The sequence below is a fragment of the Streptomyces sp. KL2 genome (assembly GCF_046529545.1).
In the GTDB taxonomy this organism is placed as follows: Bacteria; Actinomycetota; Actinomycetes; order Streptomycetales; family Streptomycetaceae; genus Streptomyces; species Streptomyces radiopugnans.
On record NZ_CP127170.1, the window covers coordinates 1467501 to 1490088 of the forward strand.

General features: G+C 71.5%; 20 protein-coding genes (1 of these 20 running past the window's edge). 4 read left to right on the forward strand and 16 right to left on the reverse strand.

Annotated features, from left to right (window positions below; genetic code table 11):
* The 3 genes from QPK52_RS06550 to thyX form a co-directional block, all read right to left on the reverse strand.
* On the reverse strand, positions 1-347 hold the 5' portion of the coding sequence (locus tag QPK52_RS06550) for a ribonuclease J (protein WP_410536066.1). It extends 1339 nt beyond the left edge of the window; the window shows 347 of its 1686 coding nt (coding positions 1-347); the start codon lies at positions 345-347; its stop codon lies off the left edge, out of view.
* A gap of 102 nt (positions 348-449) precedes the next feature.
* Positions 450-1349 carry a 4-hydroxy-tetrahydrodipicolinate synthase gene (gene dapA / locus QPK52_RS06555; protein WP_410536067.1) on the reverse strand — a complete coding sequence of 300 codons (900 nt, stop codon included), beginning with the start codon at positions 1347-1349 and terminating at the stop codon, positions 450-452.
* 167 nt (positions 1350-1516) lie between these two features.
* Positions 1517-2209, reverse strand: coding sequence for an FAD-dependent thymidylate synthase (gene thyX / locus QPK52_RS06560; RefSeq protein WP_410540236.1), 693 nt, complete (start codon positions 2207-2209; stop codon positions 1517-1519).
* 257 nt (positions 2210-2466) lie between these two features.
* Here thyX and QPK52_RS06565 point away from each other — a divergent pair, with 257 nt between their 5' ends.
* On the forward strand, positions 2467-2706 hold the full coding sequence (locus QPK52_RS06565; protein WP_410536068.1) for a hypothetical protein: 240 nt from the start codon (positions 2467-2469) through the stop codon (positions 2704-2706).
* Positions 2707-2758: 52 nt separating this feature from the next.
* Entirely contained in the window at positions 2759-3310 is a 552-nt protein-coding gene (locus QPK52_RS06570; RefSeq protein ID WP_410540237.1) for a hypothetical protein, read from the forward strand.
* Positions 3311-3350: 40 nt separating this feature from the next.
* Here the strand turns inward: QPK52_RS06570 and QPK52_RS06575 are convergent, their stop codons facing one another.
* The 6 genes from QPK52_RS06575 to eccD all read right to left on the reverse strand — a co-directional run bounded on the left by QPK52_RS06575 (position 3351) and on the right by eccD (position 10596).
* Entirely contained in the window at positions 3351-3812 is a 462-nt protein-coding gene (locus QPK52_RS06575) for a hypothetical protein (protein ID WP_410536069.1), read from the reverse strand.
* A gap of 5 nt (positions 3813-3817) precedes the next feature.
* Positions 3818-4570 carry a 4-hydroxy-tetrahydrodipicolinate reductase gene (gene dapB, locus QPK52_RS06580; protein WP_093662277.1) on the reverse strand — a complete coding sequence of 251 codons (753 nt, stop codon included), beginning with the start codon at positions 4568-4570 and terminating at the stop codon, positions 3818-3820.
* Positions 4571-4642: 72 nt separating this feature from the next.
* Positions 4643-5986, reverse strand: a complete 1344-nt coding sequence (locus QPK52_RS06585) for a M16 family metallopeptidase (RefSeq protein WP_410540238.1) — start codon at positions 5984-5986, stop codon at positions 4643-4645.
* A gap of 92 nt (positions 5987-6078) precedes the next feature.
* Positions 6079-8310, reverse strand: coding sequence for a polyribonucleotide nucleotidyltransferase (locus tag QPK52_RS06590; RefSeq protein ID WP_410536070.1), 2232 nt, complete (start codon positions 8308-8310; stop codon positions 6079-6081).
* Between the two features lie 278 nt (positions 8311-8588).
* Positions 8589-8876, reverse strand: a complete 288-nt coding sequence (gene rpsO, locus QPK52_RS06595) for a 30S ribosomal protein S15 (protein WP_093662273.1) — start codon at positions 8874-8876, stop codon at positions 8589-8591.
* A 244-nt stretch (positions 8877-9120) separates the two neighbouring features.
* Positions 9121-10596: a type VII secretion integral membrane protein EccD gene (eccD, locus tag QPK52_RS06600; protein ID WP_410536072.1), complete on the reverse strand. Its 1476-nt coding sequence runs from the start codon at positions 10594-10596 to the stop codon at positions 9121-9123.
* 260 nt (positions 10597-10856) lie between these two features.
* Here eccD and eccCa point away from each other — a divergent pair, with 260 nt between their 5' ends.
* Both eccCa and QPK52_RS06610 read left to right on the forward strand, forming a co-directional pair.
* Positions 10857-14858 carry a type VII secretion protein EccCa gene (gene eccCa / locus QPK52_RS06605; RefSeq protein ID WP_410536074.1) on the forward strand — a complete coding sequence of 1334 codons (4002 nt, stop codon included), beginning with the start codon at positions 10857-10859 and terminating at the stop codon, positions 14856-14858.
* A 265-nt stretch (positions 14859-15123) separates the two neighbouring features.
* Positions 15124-15357: a DUF397 domain-containing protein gene (locus QPK52_RS06610; RefSeq protein ID WP_031508379.1), complete on the forward strand. Its 234-nt coding sequence runs from the start codon at positions 15124-15126 to the stop codon at positions 15355-15357.
* A gap of 111 nt (positions 15358-15468) precedes the next feature.
* On the opposite strand, the gene QPK52_RS06615 is transcribed toward QPK52_RS06610, so the two are convergent.
* The 7 genes from QPK52_RS06615 to eccB form a co-directional block, all read right to left on the reverse strand.
* Positions 15469-15756 (reverse strand): WXG100 family type VII secretion target, encoded by a 288-nt coding sequence (locus QPK52_RS06615; protein ID WP_410536076.1) that lies wholly within the window; start codon positions 15754-15756, stop codon positions 15469-15471.
* 29 nt (positions 15757-15785) lie between these two features.
* Positions 15786-16151, reverse strand: a complete 366-nt coding sequence (locus QPK52_RS06620; RefSeq protein WP_410536077.1) for a WXG100 family type VII secretion target — start codon at positions 16149-16151, stop codon at positions 15786-15788.
* A gap of 71 nt (positions 16152-16222) precedes the next feature.
* Entirely contained in the window at positions 16223-17326 is a 1104-nt protein-coding gene (locus QPK52_RS06625; protein ID WP_410536079.1) for a S8 family serine peptidase, read from the reverse strand.
* A gap of 188 nt (positions 17327-17514) precedes the next feature.
* Positions 17515-19155, reverse strand: a complete 1641-nt coding sequence (locus tag QPK52_RS06630; RefSeq protein ID WP_410536080.1) for a hypothetical protein — start codon at positions 19153-19155, stop codon at positions 17515-17517.
* A gap of 16 nt (positions 19156-19171) precedes the next feature.
* Complete coding sequence (locus QPK52_RS06635; protein ID WP_410536082.1) at positions 19172-19582, reverse strand: hypothetical protein; 411 nt, start codon at positions 19580-19582, stop codon at positions 19172-19174.
* Between the two features lie 98 nt (positions 19583-19680).
* The gene (gene mycP / locus QPK52_RS06640; protein ID WP_410536084.1) at positions 19681-20988 is read right to left on the reverse strand and encodes a type VII secretion-associated serine protease mycosin; all 1308 of its coding nucleotides are present in this window, start codon (positions 20986-20988) and stop codon (positions 19681-19683) included.
* Positions 20989-21004: 16 nt separating this feature from the next.
* A complete protein-coding gene (gene eccB / locus QPK52_RS06645) occupies positions 21005-22516 on the reverse strand; it encodes a type VII secretion protein EccB (protein WP_410536086.1) in 1512 nt (503 codons plus the stop codon).
* Positions 22517-22588 lie beyond the last annotated feature (72 nt).

A 22588-nucleotide genomic window follows, 5' to 3' on the forward strand; every position in this document is an offset into this window, starting at 1 on the left:
TCGATCAGGGCCAGGGTCAGCTTGGAGCCGATCAGCGGGATGTCCGGCTTCTCCCTCAGCAGGTACGGGACACCGCCGATGTGGTCCTCGTGGCCGTGGGTCAGGACGATGCCGTCGATGTCCTCCAGCCGGTCCCGCACGGAGCTGAAGTCCGGAAGGATCAGGTCGACTCCGGGCTGCTCCTCCTCGGGGAAGAGGACGCCGCAGTCGACGATGAGCAACCGGCCGCCGTACTCGAAGACGGTCATGTTGCGGCCGATCTCGCCGAGACCGCCCAGCGGGGTGACGCGCAGGCCGCCCTCGGGCAGTGGCGGCGGGGGGCCGAGTTCGGGATGCGGGTGGCTCAAAAGTCTCTCCTCACCACGCGCGCCACGCACCCTGGCGGGCACGTGGCGCGCGATCGTCGTGCACTTGCAGTTGTTGGTCCGTATCCAGTTGTGAAGTCTGTTTCAGAGCTGTACCCCGCCGGCGGCGAGATCGCGCTTGAGCTGCTCGGTCTCCTCCGGGGTCAGCTCGACGAGCGGCATGCGCAGGGGGCCTGCCGGCAGCCCCTGGAGCGCGAGAGCGGCCTTGGTGGTGATCACGCCCTGGGTGCGGAACATACCGGTGAAGACCGGCAGCAGCTTCTGGTGGATCTCCGTCGCCTTGGTGACGTCACCGCTGAGGTGGGCGTCCAGCAGCGCGCGCAGTTCGGGGGCGACCACGTGGCCGACGACCGAGACGAAGCCGACCGCGCCGACGGACAGCAGCGGGAGGTTGAGCATGTCGTCGCCGCTGTACCAGGCGAGTCCGCTGGTGGCGATGGCCCAGCTCGCGCGCCCCAGATCGCCCTTGGCGTCCTTGTTGGCCACGATCCTGGGGTGTTCGGCCAACCGGACGATGGTCTCGGTGTTGATGGGGACGCCGCTGCGGCCGGGGATGTCGTAGAGCATGACCGGCAGGCCGGTGGCGTCGGCGATGGCGGTGAAGTGCCGGTACAGGCCCTCCTGCGGGGGCTTGCTGTAGTACGGCGTGACGGCCAGCAGGCCGTGGGCGCCGGCCCGCTCGGCCGCGCGGGCCAGCTCCAGGCTGTGCCGGGTGTCGTTGGTGCCGGCTCCGGCGACGACGTGGGCGCGGTCGCCGACCGCCTCGACCACGGCCCGCACGAGCTGGGTTTTCTCCGCATCGCTGGTGGTCGGGGACTCACCGGTGGTGCCGTTGACGACGATGCCGTCGTTGCCGGCGTCCACCAGGTGGGCGGCGAGCTGCTGCGCGCCGTCGAGGTCGAGAACGCCGTCCGCGGTGAACGGCGTGACCATCGCGGTCAGGACCCGCCCGAAGGGCGTCTGCGGTGTGGAGGTCGGAGCCATGGGTCCCACGCTACTCGCAGCCTGAGGTCCGGTGTGCTCTCGGGAGCCGGTTGAGGAGCCCGGCACTGTCCGCTCGGGGGTTCAGACAGTGCCGGGTCCGTGGGAAAAGCGTAGACGAACCTCTCCAAAGGCCGCAATCCGGACATGGATCACGGTGGCTCCGTGCGCTATGGGGCGACCCGCCCGTTGGCGTTGAACGCCTCGTGCGTCAGGGGCATGAGGCCGGCCCAGTGCGCCTCCATCCGCTCGGCGACCATCTCGATCTCCCGCTGCGGGAAGGAGGGCACCCTCGCCAGTTCGTGCTGGGTGCGCAGCCCCAGGAAGTGCATCAGCGACCTGGCGTTGCAGGTGGCGTACATCGAGGAGTAGAGGCCGACCGGAAGGGTCGCGCGGGCGACCTCGCGGGCGATGCCGGCGCCCAGCATCTCCTGGTACGCCTCGTAGGAGCGGCGGTAGGAGAACTCCATGGTCTCCACGGCCAGCCGGTGCTGCTCCTCGCTGCCCTCGACGAACCGGTACTTGCCCGGACGCCCCTCCTGCACCAGCTTGCGGGAGGTGTCCGGCACGTAGAAGACGGGCTCCAGCTCGCGGTACCTGCCGCTCTCCTCGTTGTAGCTCCAGCCGACCCGGTGGCGGTGGAACTCGCGGAAGACGAACAGCGGGGCGCTGATGAAGAAGGTCATCGAGTTGTGCTCGAACGGACTGCCGTGCCGGTCGCGCATCAGGAAGTTGATCAGCCCCCTGGAGCGCTGCGGGTCCTTCTCCAGCTCGTCCAGGGACTGCTCACCCGCGGTGGAGACCCGCGCCGCCCACAGCACGTCGGTGTCTGCGGCCGAGTGTTTGACCAGCTCGACGGTCATGTCACTGCGGAAGCGGATGTCGGGGGCGTCGGACACCGGGGATCCTTTCGGTCGTGCCGCGCGGGAAGTCGGGGCGGCGCACAGCCTATGGCGGTGACGGTCGCGGGGCGACCTCGCCCCCCGGCTCGCCCCCGCCGGCACGGCGGCGGAGACGGTCGCTGATATTCTCGCGCAAGCAGCAGAAAACGGGCACTTGCTCGAACGTCCGGACGTTCTCCCCGTGGCAGTACAGATCACCTTTCGAGGAGCAGCAGCAGATGGTCCGCCGCGAAGAGTCCGTGCCCTTCGCCTTCGTCGCCGAGTCCGGGCACTTCCGCAGTAACGTCACTCCCCCGCGCCGCCGCCCGTCGAGGACGGACTTGGCCGGTCGCGTGCTGCTGGGGGTGGTCGTGGTCGCCGGGCTCGTGGGGTCCCTGCTCCTGGGGATGCCGGCCCTGGAGACCCCGCAGCCGCAGGACGGCAGGCCGGACCAGCCGACCGCCGCCGAGAGCCGCTGATAATCTCCTCGCTCACAGGCCCCCACCCACTGTGTCCGTGAGCGAGGATCCCGTGCCACTGCACTTCCTGACGGCCGACGGCGAACTGGACGCCACCGCCTCCGACGCACCGCTGCCGTACGAGGAGCGGGAGAGATGGCGACGACCGTACCGGCCGGGCCCCTGGCGGGTCGCCGCAGCGGCGCTGGCACTGCTGCTCGCCGCCTACATGCTGATGTCCACCCTGATCATCGCCATGGCGGGCAGCGCCGCGGAGGCCGCCGTGTTCCTGCTCGTCGCGGCGCTGGTGATCGCCTACGCGCTGCGGCTGCTGCGTGTGGGGGTGTGGGTCAGCGCGCGCGGGATACGCCAGGTGGGCCTGGTCTCGACCACGACGCTGTCCTGGCGGGACGTCTCGGCCGTACGGACCGTGCAGCAGCCGGTGAGGTGGCTGGGCATGCCGAGGACCGTGCAGGGGCAGGCCCTGCTCGTCGAACCGCGGCACGGCGAAGCGCTGAGGCCCGTGCTGACCGACCACAGCGCCGACTTCCTCTCCCGCCCCGACTCCTTCGACCAGGCGGCGGACGTGGTGGAGGGCTGGGCCGCGGAGAACCGCCGCCCCTAGCCCGCGCCGGTCCGGCGGGCCCGGGGGCGGCCGGCGCCGTTCAGGCGGCGGTCTCCCGCACGGGCCTGCCGTCGTGCAGCGCGATGGCCCGCTGCATGGCCTTGCGGGCCCGCGGGGTGTCCCGGGCGTCGTGGTAGGCCACGGCCAGCCGGAACCAGCAGCGCCAGTCGTCCGGGGCGGCCTCGGTCTCCTCCTTGCGCCGGGCGAAGACCTCGTCCGCCGACGCCTTGTCCACGCGCCCGCCCGCCGTCCGCGCGGGCCCGTCCTGCGGCAGCCCGCCCTCGGCCTCCAGCTCCCGCGCCAGGCGGTTCGCGTTCCGCGCGAAGCGGGTGTTGTGCCACAGGAACCAGGCGCCGACGCACGGGAGGGCGAAGGCGACGGCCCCCATCCCCATCGCGGCCGGCTCGCCCGTCCTCAGCAGCAGTACGCCCTCCAGGGCCACCACCGCGAAGACGACGACCAGCGAGACGGCGAGGAAGGCATAGGTGATCTTTCCGCCCATGGGTCTCAGTCCAGGTCCATGAAGTGTTCCAGCCCCACGGTGAGGCCGGGGGTGCCGGTCACACGGCGCACTCCCAGCAGGATGCCGGGCATGAAGCTGCTGTGGTGCAGCGAGTCGTGGCGGATGGTGAGGGTCTCGCCGGTGTCGCCGAAGAGCACCTCCTGGTGCGCCAGCAGTCCGCGCAGCCGCACCGCGTGCACCGGGATCCCGTCCACGTCCGCGCCGCGGGCGCCGTCGAGGGCGGAGGTGGTGGCGTCCGGCTGCGCCGGGCAGCCCGCCTCGGCCCGCGCCGCGGCGATGAGCTGGGCGGTGCGGGTGGCGGTGCCGGAGGGCGCGTCGGCCTTGTTCGGGTGGTGCAGCTCGACCACCTCGGCGGACTCGAAGAAACGGGCGGCCTGCCGGGCGAAGCGCATGGTCAGCACGGCGCCGATGGAGAAGTTCGGCGCGACCAGCACTCCGGTGCCCGGAGAGGCCTCCAGCCAGGTGCGCAGCTTCCCGAAGCGCTCGTCGGTCCAGCCGGTGGTGCCGACGACGCCGTGGATGCCGTGCCCGACGCAGAACTCCAGGTTGCCCATCACCGAGTCGGGGTGCGTCAGGTCCACCGCGACCTGGGCGCCCGCCTCGGTGAGCGCCTCCAGGGAGTCGTCCTTGTCCAGGGCTGCGACGAGCTCCATGTCGTCGGCGCCCTCCACGGAGCGGGCGGCCTCGGAGCCGATGCGGCCCTTGGCGCCCAGGACTGCTACGCGGAGCTTGCTCATGTGCGTGTTCCCTTTCACGGGTACGGGCCCGGCGGGGCCCGGATCGGCGGGGCCGGCCAGGCCGGCCTCCGGTCAGGCGACGGCTTCTTCCAGACGGGCGCTCTGCCGGTCGGTCAGCGGCCCGATGACCGACAGCGAGGGCCGCCATCCCAGGATCTCCCGGGCCACCGAGCGGATGTCGTCGGGGGTGACGGAGGCGATCTTCGCGAGCATCCCGTCGACCGACAGCTGCTCGCCCCAGCACAGCTCGCCCTTGCCGATGTGGTTCATCAGCGCGCCGGTGTCCTCCAGGCCCATGACCGTGGAGCCGGAGACCTGCCCGATGGCGCGGCGCAGCTCCTCGTCCCCCAGGCCGTGCGCGGCGACGTGGTCGAGTTCGTCGCGGCAGATCTTCAGCACGTCGTGGACCAGGTTGGGACGGCAGCCCACGTACACGCCGAACAGGCCGCAGTCGGCGAAGCCCGAGGTGTAGGAGTACACGCTGTAGGCCAGCCCGCGCTTCTCCCGCACCTCCTGGAACAGCCGGGAGCTCATGCCGCCGCCCAGGGCGGCGCTGAGTACTCCCAGCGCCCAGCGGCGCTCGTCGGTGCGGGACAGCCCGGGCATGCCGAGGATGACGTGGGCCTGCTCGGTGGCGCGGTCCAGCAGGTCCACGCGTCCGGCGGTGCGGATGCGGCGCGAGCCGCTCCGGGGGGCGACGGGCTCGGCGTCGGCGCGGCCCAGGGCGCCCGCCCGTTCGAATGCCTCGCGCACCTGGCGTACGACCGTGTCGTGGTCGAGGTTGCCGGCGGCGGCGACGACCAGGTGGGTGGGGTCGTAGTGCCGGCGGTAGAAACGGGCGATCTGGTCGCGGGTGAGGGCGTTGATGGTGTCGGTGGTGCCCAGGACCGGGCGGCCCAGCGGTGTGTCGCCGAGCATGGTCCTGGCGAACAGGTCGTGGACGCAGTCCCCGGGGTCGTCCTCGGTCATGGCGATCTCCTCCAGGACGACGTTGCGCTCGGCGTCGACGTCCTCGGAGCGGATCAGCGAGCCGGTCAGCATGTCGCAGACGACGTCGACCGCCAGCGGCAGGTCGGTGTCCAGGACCCGGGCGTAGTAGCAGGTGAACTCCTTCGCCGTGAAGGCGTTCATCTCGCCGCCGACCGCGTCGATCTCCGCGGAGATGTCCAGGGCGCTGCGCCGCCCGGTGCCCTTGAAGAGCAGGTGCTCCAGGTAGTGGGTGGCGCCGTTGAGCGTGGGCGTCTCGTCGCGTGAGCCGACCCGCGCCCAGATGCCGAAGGTGGCGGAGCGGACGGTCGGCACCGACTCGGTGACGACCCGCAGGCCGCCGGGGAGCACGGTCTTGCGGACGGTGCCCGCGCCGTTTCCGGCGGTGGCCGCGGACGGGGACCAGCGCCCCGGGCCGGGACCGGGCACGGGGCCGCCGGCCGGGCGGGGGGCGTGGTGGGGACGGGCGACGGCCCGCCCCACCGGGGCGGTGGGGCGGGCCGTCGTACGGGGCGTGCGAGTCACTTGGCCGCGGTGTCCTTCGCGTCGGTGGTCTCGGCGCCTTCCTTCTCGTCCTCCTCGAGCACCGGGATCAGCGACAGCTTGCCTCGCTGGTCGATCTCGGCGATCTCGACCTGGACCTTCTGGCCGACCCCCAGCACGTCCTCGACGTTCTCCACGCGCTTGCCGCCGGCGAGCTTGCGGATCTGCGAGATGTGCAGCAGGCCGTCCTTGCCCGGGAGCAGGGAGACGAAGGCTCCGAAGGTGGTGGTCTTCACCACCGTGCCCAGGTAGCGCTCGCCGACCTCGGGCATCGTCGGGTTGGCGATGCCATTGATGGTGGCGCGGGCGGCCTCGGCGGCCGGGCCGTCGGCGGCGCCGATGTAGATGGTGCCGTCGTCCTCGATGGTGATGTCGGCGCCGGTGTCCTCCTGGATCTGGTTGATCATCTTGCCCTTGGGGCCGATGACCTCGCCGATCTTGTCCACCGGGATCTTCACGGTGATGATCCGCGGCGCGTTGGGGGACATCTCGTCCGGAACGTCGATGGCCTCGCTCATCACGTCCAGGATGTGCAGGCGGGCGTCGCGGGCCTGCTTGAGGGCCGCGGCCAGCACGGAGGCCGGGATGCCGTCCAGCTTGGTGTCGAGCTGGAGGGCGGTGACGAACTGGCGGGTGCCGGCGACCTTGAAGTCCATGTCGCCGAAGGCGTCCTCCGCACCGAGGATGTCGGTGAGGGTGACGTAGTGGGTCTCGCCCTCGATCTCCTGGGAGATCAGGCCCATGGCGATGCCGGCGACCGGCGCCTTGAGCGGCACGCCGGCGTTCAGCAGCGACATGGTGGAGGCGCACACCGAACCCATGGACGTCGAGCCGTTGGAGCCCAGCGCCTCGGAGACCTGGCGGATGGCGTACGGGAACTCCTCGCGGCTGGGCAGGACCGGGACGATCGCCCGCTCGGCCAGCGCGCCGTGGCCGATCTCGCGGCGCTTGGGGGAGCCGACGCGGCCGGTCTCGCCGGTGGAGTACGGCGGGAAGTTGTAGTTGTGCATGTAGCGCTTGCGCGTCACCGGCGAGAGGGTGTCGAGCTGCTGCTCCATGCGGAGCATGTTGAGGGTGGTGACGCCCAGGATCTGGGTCTCACCGCGCTCGAACAGCGCCGAGCCGTGGACCCGCGGGATCGCCTCGACCTCGGCGGCCAGGGTGCGGATGTCGGTCAGACCGCGGCCGTCGATGCGCTTCTTCTCCTTGATGACGCGCTCGCGGACCAGGGCCTTGGTCAGCGAGCGGTACGCCGCGGAGATCTCCTTCTCGCGCCCCTCGAACTGCGGCAGCAGCTTCTCGGCGGCCAGCGCCTTGACGCGGTCGAGCTCGGCCTCGCGCTCCTGCTTGCCCGCGATGGTCAGCGCCTGGGCCAGCTCGTCGCGGACGGCCGTCTCCAGCGCCTGGTACACGTCGTCCTGGTAGTCCAGGTAGATCGGGAACTCGCCGACCGGCTTGGCGGCCTTGGCGGCCAGGTCCGACTGGGCCTTGCACAGGGTCTTGATGAAGGGCTTGGCGGCCTCCAGGCCGGCGGCGACGACCTCCTCGGTCGGCGCCTCGGCACCGCCCTTGACCAGCTCGACGGTCCTCTCGGTGGCCTCGGCCTCGACCATCATGATCGCCACGTCGCCGTCGGGCAGGACACGGCCGGCGACGACCATGTCGAAGACGGCCTCCTCCAGCTCGCTGTGGGTGGGGAAGGCCACCCACTGGCCGCGGATCAGGGCGACGCGGGTGCCGCCGATCGGGCCCGAGAAGGGCAGGCCGGCCAGCTGGGTGGAGCAGGAGGCGGCGTTGATGGCGACCACGTCGTAGAGGTGGTCGGGGTTGAGCGCGAGGACCGTCTCGACGATCTGGATCTCGTTGCGCAGGCCCTTCTTGAAGGACGGGCGCAGCGGGCGGTCGATCAGACGGCAGGTGAGGATCGCGTCCTCGCTGGGGCGGCCCTCGCGGCGGAAGAAGGAGCCGGGGATCTTGCCCGCGGCGTACATCCGCTCCTCGACGTCGACCGTCAGGGGGAAGAAGTCCAGCTGCTCCTTGGGGTGCTTCGAGGCGGTGGTGGCCGACAGCACCATGGTGTCGTCGTCCAGGTAGGCCACGGCCGAGCCGGCGGCCTGGCGGGCCAGGCGGCCCGTCTCGAAACGGATGGTACGGGTGCCGAAGGAACCGTTGTCGATGACGGCCTCGGCGTAGTGGGTCTCGTTCTCCACCAGGGAATTCTCCTCGTCTGCGTCCGTGCCCGTGTGGCGCGGACGGTGGCGGTGGAGCGTCTTCCCGTACGGGCCGGTCTTCGATCGAAGCTCCCGGGACCTTTTCGCCCGGGGGCCACTACCGAGGACCGGCGGCGTGAAGGCGCTCCGCCTCGTTCTCATATGTCGTTGTGGGACCAGACTACAAAGCTTCCGGTCTCCGTGAGTGCCTGTGAGGCGCCGCGAGTACGGCGAAGGGAGCGGTCCCCGTCGTGGGAACCGCTCCCTTTCACGGCGTACTACCGGGCGCCGGCCGCACCGCGGCGGATGCCCAGGCGCTCGACCAGCGCGCGGAAGCGCTGGATGTCCTTCTTCGCCAGGTACTGCAGCAGGCGGCGGCGCTGGCCGACCAGGAGCAGCAGGCCCCGGCGGGAGTGGTGGTCGTGCTTGTGGGTCTTCAGGTGCTCGGTGAGGTCCGAGATGCGGCGGGTGAGCATCGCCACCTGGACCTCGGGGGAGCCGGTGTCGCCCTCCTTGGTGGCGAACTCGGCCATGATCTGCTTCTTCGTAGCGGCGTCGAGCGACACGCGATACTCCTTGGATTCTTCGTCGAGGCCACCGAGTGCCCCTGGTCTTCCGCGCAGGGGATCTTCCATGACTCGGGAGGCGGGGTCCGCTGGGCGCTGCCTCCAGGTGATCACCGGAAGACGCGTACACAAACGGCCGCCGACAACCCTACCAGTCGCGCGACGGCCCGCTCACCGCAGGTCGCCGCCGGACTGCCGGGCTGCCGGGACGGCCCGGGCGCCCGGGACGGCCCGGGCGCCCGCCTCAGCCGGTCATGCTCCGTGCGGCGGAGTAGGCGTCCAGCACCGCCAGGCACAGCGGGACCAGCGACAGCAGGACGAAGCCCTCCGCGAAGTCGAGGAACCGGCCCCAGAACGGGGTGACGCCGCGCCGCGGCACGATCAGGCCGATGGCCGTGGCCAGGGCCGCCGCGCCGGCCAGGGCGGCCGACAGCCAGACGGTGCGCAGGTCCAGCGGGCCGCTGTCGCCGGCCAGCAGCTCGCGCACCGGGTCGGCGGGCGGGTTGAGGGCCAGACCGAGGGCGAGGAGGGCGAGGGCGCCCAGCCCCGCGGCGAGGGCGCAGGCGACCTGGGCGGTGTAGCGGAACAGGCGGGCGCGCATCAGCGCCGCCAGCCCCGCGGCCAGGGCGAGGAGCTGCCCCCAGCCCGACTCGGAGAAGCCCAGGACGGCCGCCGAGGCGACGACGACGGCCGAGCAGCCGCCGACGAGGCCGAGCAGCGTCTCGTGGCCGCGGCGGGCCTGGGCCGCGATGCGGTCCGCGTCGACGGGCCCCGCGGTGTCGGGGGCGGCGTCGGGGTCCTCGTCGTAGCGCATGGCGCCGGTGCGCGGCGCGTTGTAGCCGATGGGAAGCCGGGCGAAACGGGCTGACAGGCCGGGCAGGAAGGCGATGGCGCCGATCGCCACGGGGGCGCACACGGCCGCGGTCTGCACCGGGCTCAGCTCGGCGAGGATGGCGGTGAAGGTGGCCAGGGTGCCGATGGCGGAGGCGAAGGCGGCGGCCACGAACGGGCCGTCCCCGCCGGGCGTGGCGGCGATGAGGGCGACGGAGGCCACGAGGACGGCGACGCATCCGAGCAGGAACTGCAGTCTGCCGATGCCGCCGCCGTCCGCCAGGGGCAGCAGCCCGGACCCGGCGATCATCACGTGCGGCAGGGAGGCGAGTCCGAGCGCCGTCGCGCAGGGGCGGTCGTCGTACACCCGGGCCCGTACCGCCGCGAAGGCGATCAGCAGCACTCCGGTGATCGCGGCGAGGATGCCCGGCAGGCTGTGCATGTCGTGGCGGACCGGGTCGGCGAACCACAGCACGAAGGCCATGAGCGACAGCAGCACCACGCCGCCGACCAGCCCGGCTCCGCGCATCAGGTCGTCGCTCCACATCCTGCGGTCCTTCGAGACCGCGGAGGCGACCGCGTCGGAGACGTCGTCGAAGACGGCCGGCGGCAGCGACTCGGCGAACGGGCGGAGGCTGAGGACCTCGCCGTCCAGGACCTGCTGGGCGGTCAGGGAGCGGGCGCTGTCGAGCACGCCGCCGTCGCGGCGCACCAGGTGGTAGCCGACCGGAGCGCCCTCGGCGGAGGTCTGGCCGCTGAGGCGGAGGATCTCGGGGTACAGGTCGGCGACCGGGACGTCCTCGGGGAGGGCCACGTCGATGCGGCTGTCGGGCGCGACGATGGTGACCCGGCAGAAGCCGGTGGCGGCTGCCGGTGCAGTCGTACTCACCTTGAGATCCCCCTCGTGGGCTGCTCGCTGGCTCACTGGCTCCACACGATGCGCACGGCCCCTCCCCGGGAACTCCGCGCCCCACCGCGGCTTTTCGCCCTCGGCCGGCCGCTCACGCTGCGCATATGTCGCGCGCCACCCTACCGCCCCCCGGTACCGGCGGCTGCCAGTAGTATCGCCCCGCGCGGACGGGGTCCGTCGCCACGGGGGCGTCGGCAGGCACACCACCGTCCCGCTCTGCCCGAGGGATTGATGCTTCCGTGAGCCAGATCGTCGTCAAGCGTCCGCCGCGGGTGCTGCCGCCCAGCGTGCCCGGCGAGGATCTGAGGCTCGAACCGCCGCCCGAACTCCCGCGCGGGCAGCAGGAGGGCGTGTTGTTCCAGCTCCTGCCGATGCTGGGCATGGGCGGTTCGGTGGTCTTCTTCTTCATGCCGAACGCGCACCCCTTCATGCGCATCATGGGCGTGATCATGATCGCGTCCACCGTGGCCATGCTCATCGCCACCATCGTGCGGTTCCGCCGGGGCACCCAGGGCGAGATGGCCCAGATGCGCCGCGACTACCTCAAGTACCTGGCGCAGACCAGGCGCAAGGTCCGCAGGACGGCGCGGATGCAGCGGGACGCGCAGTACTACCTGCACCCCTCGCCGGACCAGCTGTGGGCCCTGGTCGCCGAGTCCTCCCCGCGCTTCGCCGGGGAGGCCCCCAGCCGGGTGTGGGAACGGCGCGCGAGCGACGACGACTTCGTGCACGTGCGCGTCGGCCTGGGCGAACAGCGGCTCGCCACCCCGCTGGTGGCCCCGGAGACGGCTCCGGTGGACGAGCTGGAGCCGCTGACGGCCGGTGCGATGCACCAGTTCCTGCAGACGCAGGGCACCGTCGCGGACCTGCCGATGGCCGTGTCCCTGCGCGCCTTCTACCACCTGACGGTGAGCGGCGACCCGGAGTCGGTGCACGGCGCCGTCCGCGCCATGGTCGCCTCCCTGGTCACCCTGCACTCCCCCGAGGACCTGGTGGTCGGCGTGGTGACCGGGCGGGACGGCGCCGAGCGCTGGGAGTGGGCCAAGTGGCTGCCGCACGTCCAGGTGCCCGGCGTCGCCGACGGCGCGGGCAGCGGGCGGCTGATCACCGGCGACCCGGCGGGCCTGGAGCATCTGCTGGGCGCGAAGCTGGAGGGTCGCCCCCGCTTCAACTCCTCCGGGCCGCCGCTGCTGGACCAGCCCCACGTGGTGGTCGTGCTGGACGGCGGCTCCGTGGTGCCGCCGGACTCGATGCTGGCCTCCGCCGAGGGGCTGCAGGGGGTCACCGTCATCGAGGTCGTGCCCGGTGACATCGGCAGTCCGCGCGGCGGCCTGTCGGTGGTCGTACGCCCCGGCGAGCTGCGGCTGGAGTCGGCGCACGGCGCGGTGTACCAGGGGCGGCCCGACTCCCTCTCCCCGGAGGCCGCCGAGGCGCTGGCCCGCCAGCTCGCCCCGCTGCGCGTGGGCACGGGCGGCGACGACGACGAACCGCTGCTGGCGAACCTGGAGTTCACCGACCTGCTGAGTCTGGGCGACGCCGCCTCGGTCGACGTACGGCGCACCTGGCGGCCGCGGTCCACGGCCGAGCGGCTGCGCGTGCCCATCGGCGTGGGCGAGGCCGGCCAGCCGGTCATGCTGGACCTGAAGGAGGCCGCGCAGGACGGCATGGGCCCGCACGGCCTGTGCGTCGGCGCGACCGGCTCGGGCAAGTCGGAGCTGCTGCGCACCCTGGTCCTGGGCCTGGCGGTCACGCACTCCTCGGAGACGCTGAACTTCGTGCTGGCGGACTTCAAGGGCGGCGCGACCTTCGCCGGGATGTCGCAGATGCCGCACGTGGCGGCCGTCATCACCAACCTGGCCGACGACCTCTCGCTGGTCGACCGCATGGGCGACTCCATCCGCGGCGAGCTCAACCGCCGCCAGGAGCTGCTGCGCGACGCCGGCAACTACGCCAACATCCACGACTACGAGCGGGCCCGGGCCGCGGGCGCCCCGCTGATCCCGCTGCCCTCTCTGGTGCTGGTCATCGACGAGTTCAGCGAACTGCTGACGGCCAAGCCGGACTTCATCGACATGTTCATCCAGATCGGCCGCATCGGCCGTTCGCTGGGCGTGCACCTGCTGCTGGCCTCGCAGCGTCTGGAGGAGGGCCGGCTGCGCGGGCTGGAGACGTACCTGTCCTACCGGATCGGTCTGCGCACCTTCTCGGCGGCCGAGTCCCGCGCGGCGCTGGGCGTGCCGGACGCGTACCACCTGCCGTCGGTGCCCGGCTCGGGCTATCTGAAGTTCGGCACCGACGAGATGGTCCGCTTCAAGGCCGCCTACGTCTCGGGCACCTACCGCTCCGGCACCTCCGCCGGAGCCGGGGCCGCCGGCGGGCCGCTGCCGGCCGAGCGCCGGCCGGTGCTCTTCACCGCCAGGCCGGTGCCGGTGCCGGCCCCCCGGCGCGCCGAGCCCGCCCAGGCCCCCGTGCCCGCCGCCCCGGCCGACGACGACGCGCTGGCCGACACCGTTCTGGACGTCATCGTGCGCCGGCTGGAGAACCAGGGCCCGGCCGCCCACCAGGTGTGGCTGCCGCCGCTGGACCAGGCTTCGCCGCTGGACGAGCTGCTGCCCGGTCTGGTGGCGGTGCCCGGCCGCGGCCTGACCCAGCCGGACTATCCGCACGCGGGCCGGCTGACGGTGCCCCTGGGCCTGGTGGACAAGCCGTTCGAGCAGCGGCGCGAGACGCTGCTGCGCGACTTCTCCGGCGCAGCGGGCCACATGCTGGTCGTCGGCGGCCCGCAGTCGGGCAAGTCCACCCTGCTGCGCACCCTGATCGCCTCCTTCGCCCTCACCCACACCCCGCAGGAGGTGCAGTTCTACGGGCTGGACTTCGGCGGCGGCGGCCTGACGGCCGTGAAGGACCTGCCGCACGTGGGCGGCATCGCCTCCCGGCTGGACCCGGAGCGGGTGCGGCGGACCGTGGCCGAGGTCGCCGGCGTGCTCAACCAGCGCGAGGAGTACTTCCGGGCCGGCGGCGTCGACTCCATCGCCACCTTCCGGCGCCGCCGGGCCCGCGGGGAGATCACCGACCAGCCGTGGGGCGACGTGTTCCTGGTCGTCGACGGCTGGGGCGCCTTCAAGCAGGAGTACGAGATGCTGGAGGCCGTCGTCACCGACATCGCCGCCCGCGGTCTGGGCTACGGCATCCACGTCGTGGTGGCGGCCTCCCGCTACATGGAGGTGCGTCCGGCCCTGAAGGACCAGTTGCTGAACCGGCTGGAGCTGCGGCTGGGCGACACCATGGACTCGGAGTTCGACCGCAGGGTCGCCGCGAACGTGCCCACCGGCGTCCCCGGACGCGGCCAGACGCCGGAGAAGCTGCACTTCATGACCGCGGTGCCGCGCATCGACGGCGTCGCCTCCGACGACGAGCTCTCCGACGCCACCGCGGCGCTGACCCGGGCGGTGGCCGGCGCCTGGCAGGGCCCCGCGGCCCCGCCGGTGCGGCTGCTGCCGCGCGAGCTGCCCGCCGACCGGCTGCCGCGGGGCGGCGACCACCCGGGGTACGGCGTCGCCTTCGGCATCGACGAGAACACCCTGCAGCCGGTCTTCGTCGACTTCGAGACCGATCCGTTCTTCCTGGTCTTCGGCGAGAGCGAGTCGGGCAAGACGGCGCTGCTGCGCCTGCTGGCCAAGCAGATCTGCGAGCGCTACACGCCCGACGAGGCGCGCATCGTCGTCGCCGACTACCGGCGCTCGCTGCTGGGCGACATCCCCGACTCCCACCTCATCGTGTACGCGGCCATGTCCAACGCCATGGACACGCACATGGCCGCGATGAAGGACCTGATGGAGAAGCGCACCCCGCCGGAGGACGTCACCCCGCAGCAACTCCGCGACCGCAGCTGGTGGCACGGCCCGAAGATGTTCATGATCATCGATGACTACGAGCTGGTCTCCACCTCCAGCGGCAACCCGCTGGCGATGCTCGCCGAGCACCTCCCCTTCGCCCGGGACATCGGCGTCTGCTTCATCATCGCCCGCAGTTCCGCCGGGGCCTCCCGGGCCTCCTACGAGCCGTTCATGCAGCGCATGAAGGAGCTCGGGGCGCAGGGCGTGGTCCTCTCCGCCGATCCGGGCGAGGGCGATCTCCTCGGCAACGTCCGCGGCCGGCCGATGCCGCCCGGCCGGGGCCACTTCGTCTCCCGCAAGCGCGGGGCCCCGCTGGTCCAGGTGGGCTGGCTGCCCCCGCGCTGACCCCCTTGCCCCGGGGTGTTCCGCCTCCGGGGCCGGCCGGCTCCGGACGTGTCCGCGAGCCGTCTCGAACCGGCGTTCGCCGTGGTCGGGAGGTTGCGCGGACGCCCCTCGGAGCGCGTACCGGGCTGTTATCTTGCCCGGGGGCCGTGAGCCGCGGAGCGCCGCGCCGTGCCCCTCACGTTCACCGCCGCCGCACCGCGGACCCGTGCACGGCGTGGCGCGGGAGCGCGCTCCCGTCGCCGGCGTCCATCGAGGAAGGACACTGATGGGGACTCAGCAGGAGAAGGACGAGCTGTACGCGATGGACATCTCCGACGCCGTCTGGGAGAGCGCACCCGGCGGTCCGGAGGACGAGAAGGTGGAGATCGCCCATCTGCCGGGCGGCGCCGTGGCCATGCGCAACTCCAAGGACCCCGACACCGTGCTGCGCTACACCGCCGCCGAGTGGCGGGCCTTCGTACTCGGGGTCCGTGACGGGGAGTTCGACCTCAAGCCCTGAGGCACCGCGACTCGGTTCCCGCACCGGCCGGGAAAGCGGCCGGGCGCCTGGCGACCGGATGCGCATCCGGTCGCCGGGCGCCCGGCGTGGTGTTCGCGACCGATCCGGGGATCAGAACTCGAACCGCTGGGCCGCCTTGCGGTCCGTCCGCTGGTAGCCGTTGGTCGACTCGACCAGGTTGTCGGCGATGGCGTTGAGGGTGGTGTTCAGGCCGCTGACATCCTGGCTCCAGCCGGCGTGCTTGGCCCTGAATGCCTGCTTCGCCTCACCGTCCCAGGTGTTGACGACCTTCATCACTTTGTCCTCGAGCGCGTTGAGCTGGTTCGTCAGCTCCTTGGCCGCGTTGCGGACGTCCTCCGCCGCGGTGATGACGGTGCCATAGGTGATCTTGATGGTCATGTCAGCCCCTACCTTCTCTGTACGGCTCGTTACTTGACGGTCGGGGTGATGCCCGTACCGGCGAAGTCGCTGATCGGGCTCGCCTTCGCCAGCTGGTTGAACTTCTCCATCTGGTCGATCTCGTTGGCGGTGAACCCGTCCTTGCTCGCCTCGAGGGCCTCCTCGATCAGCTGGAGCCTGCCGTCCAGCTTCCGGGCGTACTCGTTCGTCTGCCGCTGAAGCCGGTCGTAGGAGCTCGCGGCGTCGCCCTTCCAGGCGCCCTGGATCGTGTCGACCACGGCGTTCAGGTTGGAGATCTTGCTCTTGAGCTTGGCCTGCATGTCGTTGACCTCGCCGATCAGCGACTTGAGATCGGCATCATTTGACTGGAAGTCGCCGCCGCCTTCTCCGGACATACCGTTCTCCTTGAATGGGTTGATGGTGCTCACTGGCTGGTCGTCATGGGCGCTCCGCGTACGGGCCCCCGTCACGTCCTGCGGATCGTCCTCCGCACGAGAACGAATGCGCCTGCGACCACGATGGCCGCCGCGGCACCCGCTCCCAGGTAGACCCACAGACCACCGTCGTCCTCCGACGCGGCGGCTGCGGTCTCACCCTGGTCCTTCCGGTCCTCGTCCGTTCCCCCGGCGCCGTTCCGGTCGTTCTTGCCGTCGCTCTCCCCCTCGGAGGAGGACGCCTCCGGCGGGAGGGTCGGTTCCGTGGCCTCGATCGGGTTCCTGCCCGGGTCTCCGGGATCGCCCTTGCCTTCGAGCAGGTGGATGCGGGGCCGGACGGCACCGTATCCGATGTAGACGCTGGAGGCCCCGTCTTTCCCGTCCTTGCGCCCGGCGGTGTCCACCAGCACACGCAGGACCTGGTTGGCCGTCCAGTCGGGGTTCTTGGCCCAGATCAGGGCCGCCGAGGCGGAGGCGATGGCGGTGGCGGCACTGGTGCCTCCGTCCCTGACGCAGTACTTCTGGAAGCTCTCGTCACACCATCCGGGCATCTCGCTTCCCGGAGCCGACAGATCCACGTTGACGCCGTGCTGGGAGAAGCCCGTCACCTCGCCCTGCTCGTCGGTGGCGCCCACGCCGACCACGCCGGGGTACGAGGCCGGGTACATCGGTTTGTTGCCTTTCCCGGCATCGTTGCCGACGCCCGCGAAAAGCAGCTTTCCCTTGCTCAGCGCGTACTCGACGGCCTCTGCTCCGGCAGGGTCGTGATAGGGGCTTCCGAAGGACATGCTGATGATCTTTGCGTCGCTGTCAGCAGCCGCTCGAAGAGCTTCTCCGTAGCTGCCGTCATCGAACCTGTCGTCATCGTCTTCCGTTGAGATCCGGTAGGGAATGATCTTTGCTCCGGGAGCCAGCCCTCGGACACTCCCGTTCTTGCCCGTACCGGCGATGAGTTCGGCCATGTCCGTTCCATGGCCTGCGTAATCGTCGGTGGCCCCTCCTGGAGCCCCGGTCATGTCCTTGCCCGGCAGCACCTGACCCCGGAGAGCATCGGTGGAGGCGTTGACGCCGCTGTCGATGACGGCCACTTTGACGCCTTCACCCGTGCTGACCTTCCACATCTCCTCGGCTTGCATGGCCTCCAGGTACCACTGTTGCGAACGGACATCGTCCGCTTGAGCCACAGGTGCCGTCCCGACGAGGCATACGGTCCATGCACCGGTTACAGCCAGTACGGAGATCAGGCGCCGTCGCATACGCCGCGACGGCAACCTGCTGTGGCCGTGGTCGTGTCCTGCCGTCATCGCCGCTCTCTGTCGTGGGGTTAGTCGATAACAGGAGGGGCGATTCCGTTGCGCCCCGTCCGCCAGGTGTCTTCGTCCTCGGTGAGGTAGTCGGGCCTGCGGGAGTCCTTCCGGTTCTCCTCACGGGGGCTCGTGTTTGCGCTGCGGGGCACCGCGCCCGTCGTGTTCCGCCCATTTGCACCAGCACCACCTGAGCCGCCCCCGGCCAGCCCGGAGCCGCCGGGCGTGAAGGGGCGTACCACGCCCCCCTGGCCCGAGGCGCTCCGGGGAGTTCCAAAGACACCGCCGCCCCTCCCCGAGCCGATCGCTCCTGTGCCCGCGGCTCCCGCCGGGGGCCGTCCCGCCATGCCGTGTTCCGCTCCGACCACGGTTCCACGCGGGAGGCGAGGGCCGTTGGATGCCCCTTGGCCCTGCTGCGGAGTCCCGCCGAAGATGCCGCTGCCGCCCCGCCCCATGGGCGGTGTCGTCGCGGTGGGCGCCCTTCCGGCTGGAGGGGCGGAACCCGTGACCGGACGGGGGTTCGTGTTGTTCGCCGGCGGAACGGTGGACGGACCGCCCGCACGTCCCGTGCCGGGCCGGCCGGGCTCCTGGCCCGGAGCGTGTGTGGTCGGAACTCTGGAGGTACCGACCTGCCTGAGGTTCCCCCCTCCCCTGTGGGTGGGAACGGGAGGAGAACCGGGCAGGACGGGGCCTGGTGTGACGGGCCCGCCGCCGCCCGTCGGGGCGGCCGGGGTGCGCGGACCGGTGTCGGCGGGTGCGGGAGGTGACACGGGGGCGACGGTGTTCAGGTCTGTGCGTACAGGTTCCCGGGGCTCGTAGGCTCCTTCGACGAAACCGCGGCCACCCGGAGCAGAGGGTGACAGGCCCGCACCCACGGCCTGCGTGTCGCCCACGGTTCCGCCGCCATTCCCATGACCGGCGGAAACGGAAGTGTCTCCGCCTGCGGAAGGCGACGGGTTGATGCGGATCGGCGGCGCCGGCGGCATGCCGACGTTCGGCATCGGGCCGAACTCCGGCTCCTCCAGGCCCTTCATGTTGTCGTGCGAGACCTTGTAGTAGGAGGCCAGGCGGTTCATCTGGTTGATGGCCTCCTGGCGGTCGTCCTCCTTCTTCTTGGCCAGCTTGTACTTCTCGTTGGACTCGACGCGCTCCTCGGGCGGGATGCTCTCCAGGCGCGGCGCGGCCATGACCGCCGGATCGCGCTCGGGCATGCCGCTGCGCACCATGGACAGGCCGACTCCGGCGGCCTTCAGCTGGGTGCTGGCCTTCTCGGTGAAGTCCGCCAGGAGGAGGGTGTTCTTGCTCAGCTTCCGGCCCCACTCGCGGAAGCTGTCGCCGAACTCGCCCTCCCAGTCGACCTTGTCGATGTGCTTCTTGAGGTCGTCGCCGATCTGCCTGATCTTGCCGCCCGCGTCCCAGAGGGTGTCGGCGGCGTTCTCGATGTCGGCCGGGTCCGCGTCGTCCACCAGGGAGAACATCTCTTCGAGGTCTTTCTTCTCGAAGTCCGTGGTGCCCATGACGCTGTTGCGCGCGGCCACGCCCCCGAACAGGTCGACCGGGATGAAGGCGCCGTTGCGCTTGAGGTCGGTCATGACGAGCTGCCCCGCGACGAACGGCTCCTCGGGTCTGTCCTGCCCGTCCTGCCTGTCCTTGTCGGTCACGGTCGTACCTCCCCCGTCAGTAGGTGACCCCGGTGGCCTCGTCCTTGGGCGGCTGCTTGCTCGCCGCGTGCTGCTGCTGGTGCTGGTGGGCTCTGGTCTGGAGCTCCCAGAAGCGCCGCTTCAGATCGTCCTCCAGGTTGCCGAAGCCGACGTCGGCGCCGTGGACGGCGATGCGCATGGCCTCGATCTGATCGCCGAGGACTCCGGAGAGCCTGGTGAGCTGGGCGTGGACCCGGGCGTACTGCGAGTAGATCCCGTCGGCTTCGGCGAACTCGCCCCCGAAGGAGGAGCGCTTCACCTCCTGCTGCCCGACCTTCGTGGGGGAGGCGGGCGAACTCTCCAGCTCGTCGAGGATGTTGTCGACCCGGTTCTTGAACTCCCTGAGCGACTCGAGTTCACCCTTGAGCTTCTCGGCCGGCACCCCCATCAGGCTCCCCCTCCGCCTGCTCCAACGCACATCCCGATCCGTGCCCCGTCACTCTAGCCACTGCGGGTGACACGGCGGCAACCCGGTTCCCCGGGCCGTCACATGAGCGCCCCGGAACCGCGGAGGCCGCCCTGCTCCCCGGCCGGCCCCCGTCTGCGCCGCCAGTCCCGGTACACCAGCGAGCCCCCGGCGATCACCGACACCAGGACGCCTCCGCCGACCACCGTGTAGGTGCCCAGGCGCCTGTCGCGCTCCTGCGGGGTCTCGCCCAGGTGGAGTTCGGCCGGGGTGGGAGGTTCGGCCCGGTCCACGCCCTCATGGGCCACCGGCTTCTCGATCCTCCTGTCGTCCTCGGTCAGCGCCCGGACGGGATCGACGACGCCCCACCCCACGTGGCGGTCGTGCCCGGGTACGGACCGCTCGGCGGTCTGCGCGATCTGGGCGGCGACGTGGTGCGGCTTCCAGTCCGGGTGCTCGGCCACCAGCAGGGCGGCCACGCCCGCCACGTAGGGCGCCGAGAAACTGGTGCCGTTGTCGGCGCAGTGGCCTCCGCCCGGGACCGTGGAGACCATGTCGACGCCGGGCGCGGCGACATCCACGAAGTCGCCCGACTGGGAGAAGGGCGCCCTCTCGTTGTTGCGGTCGGAGGAGGCGACGGCGATGACGCCCTCGTAGGAGGCCGGATAGGTCTCCTTCACGTTGCCGCCCAGGCCGTCGTTGCCGGCCGAGGCGACGATGACGACGTCCTTGGCCAGCGCGCGGTTCACCGCCTGCTCGAGCCTGGAGTTGGGCCGGAGGGGCTTGGCGGTGTCCTGCGAGATGTTGACGACCTTCGCCCCGACGTCGACCGCGTGGTCGATGGCCTCGGCCATGCTGTCGGTGTTCCCGTTCCCGGCGGCGTCGTTCTGCTGGATGGGGATGATGGTCGCCTCGGGGGCGATGCCGACGAAGCCGGTGTTCTCCGCCGGGCGCGCGGCGATGATGCCCGCGACCTTGGTGCCGTGGCCGACGGTGTCCTCCGTGCCGTCCTTCGCGGGAGGCCTGGGGGTGTTGCCGTACTCGTCCTTCTTGGGTGCGGGCAGGTTGCTCATGCCCAGCCCGGCGTCGACCGCGTCCTTCAACTGGGGGTGGTCGTCGTCCACTCCGGTGTCGATGACCGCGACCTTGACGCCCTCGCCCTTCGTCTTCTCCCACAACTGGTCCAGGATCACCCGCTTCAGGGACCAGGGCCTGCCCTCGAAGGGCTTGGCGGGGAAGGTGCACTGCCCGGTGTCGGCGGCAGCCGGCGGCGCCCAGGCCAGGGGGGCGGTGACGGCCCCCAGGGCCGTCAGGCCGATCGCCGCGGCCGTCGGGAGCGCCGCCCACCGCAGCGGCGCGGGCGTGGTGGTGGCCGAAGTGTCCGTCATCTCGCGCTCCCCCGGCTCAGGAACCCTGCGGCTGCTTCGCCGCGTTCGTGCTCAGCCTCGGCCCGGTCGGCAGGAAGCCCGACCAGGCGGCGGGCACCGGCACCGGCCGGACTCCCTCGTAACCGAGCATGATCTGTGCCTGGTTGCCCTCCTGGACGCTCCGCTCCGGGTCCTCCTTCCTGCCGTCCGTGCCGATCTCGGACTCGTCCTGGCCGCTGTCGGTGTTCGCCTGCACCGCGTAGCGCAGGCCGGTGTCGGTCACCAGGAAGACGCCGCCGGAGCCGGTGTCCCGCCCCGTGACCTGGCGGAAGAGCAGGCCCGAGCCGGGGGTCACGTACGCGCTGGTGGCCCCGTTGGGGAGGGTGGCCGGATAGTCCTCGCCCGCCCAGGTGCTGAGCGTCGCGGTGCCCTTCTTCTCGTCGACGCCGCGCAGCACGCTGCACAGGGCGTCCCGGCCGCTGCCCGTCCGGTTGACCGCGCTCGGTTCCGCCTCGGGCCAATTCCGGCTGCTGCCGTAGAAGGTGCTCTCGGGCCGGATGGCGCCGGCGCTGACCTCCCGGGCCTTCCCCTGCTGGCCGAGCGGGGTGGCCTGCGGGCTGTTGAGCAGCAGCTTGGCCATGAAGTCGGTGACCGGCCTGATCTGGTCCCTGAGCACCACGTAGTGCTGGTGGCCGGTGCCGGAGGGGGCGCGCAGCACCATGCCGACCCGGTTGGCCTCGGCGTCCAGGTCGCCGGGGGCGCCGGCCGGGGTGCCCAGTCCGTCGATCCCCTCGGGGAACAGGATCGGGTCGCCCTGCCTGAATGTCCTGAGCCAGTCGGCGCTGACGTCCTGGGGCCGTGTGCTGCCGACGACGGTGCGCAGCAGCGTGTCGTCCGCCTCGATGCGGTACGCGGTGCCCCGCGCGTCGACGATGTGGAGCTTCTTGTCGGGGTCCCTGACGTACATCACCTGGCCGCCGCGCAGCCGGTTCCTGCCCTCGACCCGCTTCTCGTCCCGGTCGGCGAGGACGAAGACCGCCTTCTGCACGCCGTCGTCGCCGGGCTGGACGCACACGGCCCAGCGCTTGGCCTTCGTCGCCTCCTCCTTGCCGGGCAGCCGGTCGGGGGCGTAGGGGATGCCGAGGGTGGCGCCGTGCGGGATCCTCCCGCTGTCGAGGACCTTCTCGTCGACCTCGACGATCCCGAACTTGCTGGGGTCCAGCAGGAGTTTCGCGGAGGCCAGGTTGAGCACCGGGTGGAGCTGCTTCTTCCCCCTGGTTTCGAGGACGACGTAGCGGGTGGTGGACTCGCTGCCGATGATGACCTTCTCGCCGGGGTTGTCCCAGCCCTTGGGCGCCTTGGGCTTGAACATCCCCCAGGCCCCGAAGCCGGCCAGGATCACGGCCCCGACGACCAGCCCGGGGAGCACCGCCCGCAGCGGGCGCGGCGCCCCCTCCTCGGTCCCGGTCGGTGTGGGCTGGAGGAATGCCGAGACCAGCCGCTTCTTGGCGAAGGTGTAGGCGTTGAGCTCGTCCCGCCGTGATGCCATCTCTCGCTGCTTCTCCCCGCTGGTGGGCCCGGTGTCCCCCGGGATTCCGGAGCACCGCCACTGCTGCCTGCT

Excerpts from the sequence above, each read along its gene's own strand:
- dapA (WP_410536067.1), bottom strand. The coding sequence starts at position 1,349 with ATGGCTCCGACCTCCACACCGCAGACGCCCTTCGGGCGGGTCCTGACC.
- thyX (WP_410540236.1), bottom strand. The coding sequence starts at position 2,209 with ATGACCGTCGAGCTGGTCAAACACTCGGCCGCAGACACCGACGTGCTG.
- QPK52_RS06565 (WP_410536068.1), top strand. The coding sequence starts at position 2,467 with ATGGTCCGCCGCGAAGAGTCCGTGCCCTTCGCCTTCGTCGCCGAGTCC.
- QPK52_RS06575 (WP_410536069.1), bottom strand. The coding sequence starts at position 3,812 with ATGGGCGGAAAGATCACCTATGCCTTCCTCGCCGTCTCGCTGGTCGTC.
- dapB (WP_093662277.1), bottom strand. The coding sequence starts at position 4,570 with ATGAGCAAGCTCCGCGTAGCAGTCCTGGGCGCCAAGGGCCGCATCGGC.
- QPK52_RS06610 (WP_031508379.1), top strand. The coding sequence starts at position 15,124 with ATGGGGACTCAGCAGGAGAAGGACGAGCTGTACGCGATGGACATCTCC.
- QPK52_RS06615 (WP_410536076.1), bottom strand. The coding sequence starts at position 15,756 with ATGACCATCAAGATCACCTATGGCACCGTCATCACCGCGGCGGAGGAC.
- QPK52_RS06620 (WP_410536077.1), bottom strand. The coding sequence starts at position 16,151 with ATGTCCGGAGAAGGCGGCGGCGACTTCCAGTCAAATGATGCCGATCTC.
- QPK52_RS06625 (WP_410536079.1), bottom strand. The coding sequence starts at position 17,326 with ATGCAAGCCGAGGAGATGTGGAAGGTCAGCACGGGTGAAGGCGTCAAA.
- QPK52_RS06635 (WP_410536082.1), bottom strand. The coding sequence starts at position 19,582 with ATGGGGGTGCCGGCCGAGAAGCTCAAGGGTGAACTCGAGTCGCTCAGG.
- mycP (WP_410536084.1), bottom strand. The coding sequence starts at position 20,988 with ATGACGGACACTTCGGCCACCACCACGCCCGCGCCGCTGCGGTGGGCG.
- eccB (WP_410536086.1), bottom strand. The coding sequence starts at position 22,516 with ATGGCATCACGGCGGGACGAGCTCAACGCCTACACCTTCGCCAAGAAG.